Origin of the sequence: Lamprobacter sp., assembly GCF_034860625.1 — a bacterium.
Classification (GTDB): Bacteria; Pseudomonadota; Gammaproteobacteria; order Chromatiales; family Chromatiaceae; genus Lamprobacter.
Genome location: NZ_JAYESN010000281.1, coordinates 1 through 3,624, shown reverse-complemented (window position 1 = coordinate 3,624; position 3,624 = coordinate 1). Strand labels below are relative to the sequence as shown.

Genomic DNA, 3,624 nt, shown 5'->3' with positions numbered 1-3,624 from the left:
CGCGCGGGCGCGGGGCATGTTGCAGCGCCGAGGTCACCAACATGCACGCCTCGATCCCATCGGCCTGCAACAGCGCGGCCGTGGCGGATGCGTTGCTCGCGGTATTGGTGCTGAGCCCCTCTAAACGAATCGCCCGGTCGGGGACACCCAAATCCAGCAGGAATCTACGCATCGCTTTGGCTTCCGAGCCATCCCCAGTGGGAACCTGGCCACCCGAGAGCAGCAACTGCTGAAACTTGCCCGCATGAAATAAGCGCGCCGCATGCCAAACCCGATCCGCCGCCGTGACCAGTTTGGAGAGCATCAGCACTACCGACCCTCAGCGGCGAATGAACTGCGGCAGCTTGGACAGGTTCTTCCACACCAGTGCGCTCAAAGCCACCAGCGACCCGGTACCCGGCGGGCCTCCTCGGCCGTGCCGGCGCAGGATCTGATAATCCTCCCTGGACTTTTGGAGGATCTCCTTCAGGTTGCGGTTGCTCTTGCCACCCAAGCGCATGCGGACCAGCACCTCCGGCACGTACACCACCCTTCGCTGCCTCTGCTCATGCCCACCCGACGGCCCCTCCAGCTGGCTCAGCATGCGCAGCATCAGGTCGTAATCCGCGGCGGTGCGGTAGCGGGTATCGAACACCCCGTGGCGCTGGTAGAGGGCACGGCGCAGGAACAGCGTGGGGTGTGGCGGCATCCAGCCCCAGTGGAGGCGGCTTGGGTTGGTAGGCGCCGGCTTGCCAGTGGCGGATGATGCGTTGCGGGTTATCGCGGGCCACGTACTGCAGGTCGCCATAGACCGCCTGCACCGCCGGGTCGGCAAAGGCCGCGGCGATGCGGGCAAGCACCTGGTGGTCGGCATAGACATCATCCGCATGCAGCAGGCCGACCACCTCGCCGGTGGCGCGGGCGAGGCCCTTGTTGAGGCCAAAATAGATGCCCTCGTCCGGCTCGCTGACCAGCACCGCCAGTTGATCGCCCCCGCTGCCGCAGCAGCGCCAGGCTGCCGTCGACACTGCCACCATCAATGACGATGTGCTCGCGCGGCGTATGGGTCTGCGCCGCCACCGAGTCCAGACAGTCGGTGACGGTGTTCACCGCGTTGCGCAGTGTTGTGATCACAGAAATCTTCATGCGAGATCAATACCTCCATCATCCAAAACGCAAAAACCGAGCGCTGGCTCGGTCTCTTTCTCGATCACAAGCTGGATCATAACCTGGATCACAACAAGGGCTGGAAACCGCTGACAGCAGCATCAGCCCCAAGCCAACACCCGCCACCAACACACCCAGCCCACGCGCGCGCCAAGCCAAGGCCAGACCGATGAAGCCGAGCAGCAGCCCGAGTGAGAGCGGCATGACCAAGGCTGTGGCGAGGCGTTGGAGGTCTAGCTAGAGTTGACGAGGGGGATGCGTTGGGTTGGGGGCATGAGAACCTCCGGAGATTTCAGCCTCCCGCAAACCACGCGAGCGCACCACCAGCCAATGCACCGATGGTCGCGGCCATCACGCTGACCCAGAAAAGCCGGTGATCATTTCCCAATTGTTCTCGCTTCGCCTTGGCGACGTACTCATCGAGCAAGGGTGCGCAACCCAGCAGCTCGTCATAAAAGCACTTGACCTGGGTGACGTCTTCAACATAACGATCGAGTGTGGCAATGATCTGGCGGCCAACATCCTTACCGGCGCGATGCTCAGCCACCTGTGTGCTGAGCCGCTCCAAGTCACGCTTCAGCCGCCAATAGTCAGGCACCACTTGCGACAACGCCTCTAACGGATACTGGCTTGCGACCTCCGCGATCTTGACGCGCAGCGATAACAGCGCGCCATCCAGCGCATCGAAGGCGGCACGATAGACGTGACCTTCGGCTTTGCTGAGGTTGTTGCTGCAATAGGCTTGATCATCATCAACTGGCGATCGACTGGCATCAAAGCGCACACTGATCGCCCGCATCAGATGATCGAAGGCGTCGCGTAGCTCTTTGATGATTTGCAGATTGGACCGCGCATCGGGGTCCACTTCTTCGGCGTAGAGGATCAGCGATTTGGCTTCGCTGTAGAGTTGCGAGAGCGCGGCTAACCGAGCGGCCTCCTCTTCGGTGAAGCCAGGGCGGCCAACGCTTGCATCGGTCACGGCAGACGCACGGACTGCATGTTGCGGATGTGCTCGGCGTATTCCTTCACGGTGAAGTAATGCCCCGCATTCAGGCGCACGGACCCACGGTTACGATCGGCGTAGAGCGCCGCTTTCTCGCGGTCCACATCGGCCTCAGCGGACAGCGCCTGATAGGGACGCTCTTGAAGCTCGGCGAGCGAGGTTGCGCCAAGCGCCTTGCAGATGGTTTCTTTTGTCTTTTCAGAGAGATGAGCGGACATGACACGTTTGCCCTCCGGTTGCTTTAAGGCGCTGCGACACAGATGCTGTCATTGGCTAAAAGTGGAGTTTAGCAGAGTCGACCGCCTACCAGCCTCGGTACCCCATCCTCACACCTCATCGTCAGATGCATCCAGGTTTCGCCGGTCGGCATCAAGCACGACATCGTCGTAGAAGAAACCAAGTGCCGAGTCTGAAAACTGACCGACGGAACGTCAAGCAGCTGAAACGGAGGGAGCGCTAGCCGGAATCGCCTCCTGCTCTCGTCCTCCCGGCCGGCAAGCCGGCAGCCAGTGCCAGGGAGCCTGAGCAGGCAGTTGCCTGCTAAAGCTGAAGCCCAGTGCCTACTGTAAGGCTGCTTTCCCTGCGCTGGATTGCGGCTTCCGGGCAGCAATGACGGAGCGGGAGAAAACGTGGTCTGTCCCGGTTTCTAGGGAATCGCCACCTGCGTCCGCGGCAACAGCGCACCCAGCCGCTCGGCCAGCGCCGCCTTGGCCCCGGCATCGCCATGCACCAGGCAGATCTCACGCGGTGGGGTCGGGATGCCGGTAACGAAGTCGATCAGGTCTTGCTGGTCGGCATGCGCGGAGTAGCCGCTGAGGGTGCGCACCTGGGCGCGGATGTCGTAGCGGCGGCCGTCGAGCTGCACGTAGCCGCCACGGGGGCCATAGCGCTGGATGTCGCGCCCCGGGGTGCCGGCGGCCTGGTAGCCGACGAACAGGATGTCGTGGCGCGGATCACCGAGCATGGCTTTGAGGTAGTTCACCACCCGGCCCCCGGCGCACATGCCACTGGCGGCGATCACCACCTCCGGATGCCCGCTGTGGGCCCCAGCTTGAGACAGGTAGTTCACCATGCGCTCATGGTCGCTATGACTGTCGACCGTGACCAGCTGCTCGAACGCCAGCGGATGACGCCCGGCGGCCAGACGCTGCTGGGCCTCGGCATCCCAGGCCGCACGCAGGCGCCGGTAGCCAGCGGTAAAGTCCGCCGCCAGCGGCGAGTCGAGCACGATCTGCAGGTCGCTCCAGGGCGAGCCCTCGCCACCTTGCGCGGCGCCATGGTCCGCAAAGGGGTCAGAAAAGGGGGTCAGACCCTGAGGTATCCCCACGAAATCTCACGCATCATCATCAATTTAACCGGTCTTTCCGGATCGTGGCGGTTTAGCCGGGCGGTTTGACCGCATTGTCTGCGCGCAAGGCTTCGACTTGGGCCAGTGTCAGTCCGGTTGCTTGGGCAATCTGTGCGTCGCTGAGGGT

Annotated in this window: 5 protein-coding genes and 2 pseudogenes; all 7 read right to left on the bottom strand. The window is 62.9% G+C overall.

Going from position 1 to position 3,624, the window contains the following annotated elements:
* Nucleotides 1-304: YdcF family protein (locus VBE63_RS26125; RefSeq protein WP_323685923.1), on the bottom strand; the 304-nt coding region annotated here is incomplete at its 3' end.
* Between the two features lie 15 nt (nt 305-319).
* Nucleotides 320-529, bottom strand: coding sequence for a hypothetical protein (locus tag VBE63_RS26120; protein ID WP_323685922.1), 210 nt, complete (start codon nt 527-529; stop codon nt 320-322).
* 16 nt (nt 530-545) lie between these two features.
* Nucleotides 546-1,007: a glycosyltransferase gene (locus VBE63_RS26115; RefSeq protein ID WP_323685921.1), complete on the bottom strand. Its 462-nt coding sequence runs from the start codon at nt 1,005-1,007 to the stop codon at nt 546-548.
* 28 nt (nt 1,008-1,035) lie between these two features.
* A pseudogene (locus tag VBE63_RS26110) lies at nt 1,036-1,125 on the bottom strand (glycosyltransferase); the annotation flags it as partial.
* Between the two features lie 313 nt (nt 1,126-1,438).
* Complete coding sequence (locus tag VBE63_RS26105; RefSeq protein WP_323685920.1) at nt 1,439-2,125, bottom strand: hypothetical protein; 687 nt, start codon at nt 2,123-2,125, stop codon at nt 1,439-1,441.
* The gene (locus VBE63_RS26100) at nt 2,122-2,367 is read right to left on the bottom strand and encodes a hypothetical protein (protein ID WP_323685919.1); all 246 of its coding nucleotides are present in this window, start codon (nt 2,365-2,367) and stop codon (nt 2,122-2,124) included. The genes VBE63_RS26105 and VBE63_RS26100 overlap by 4 nt, the downstream gene beginning before the upstream one ends.
* Nucleotides 2,368-2,795: 428 nt before the next feature.
* Nucleotides 2,796-3,395: pseudogene (locus tag VBE63_RS26095) on the bottom strand (MBL fold metallo-hydrolase RNA specificity domain-containing protein); the annotation flags it as partial.
* Nucleotides 3,396-3,624: the final 229 nt, after the last annotated feature.

What these genes read in the sequence shown, in the direction of transcription:
- VBE63_RS26100 (WP_323685919.1), bottom strand. Translation starts at nt 2,367, where the DNA reads ATGTCCGCTCATCTCTCTGAAAAGACAAAAGAAACCATCTGCAAGGCG.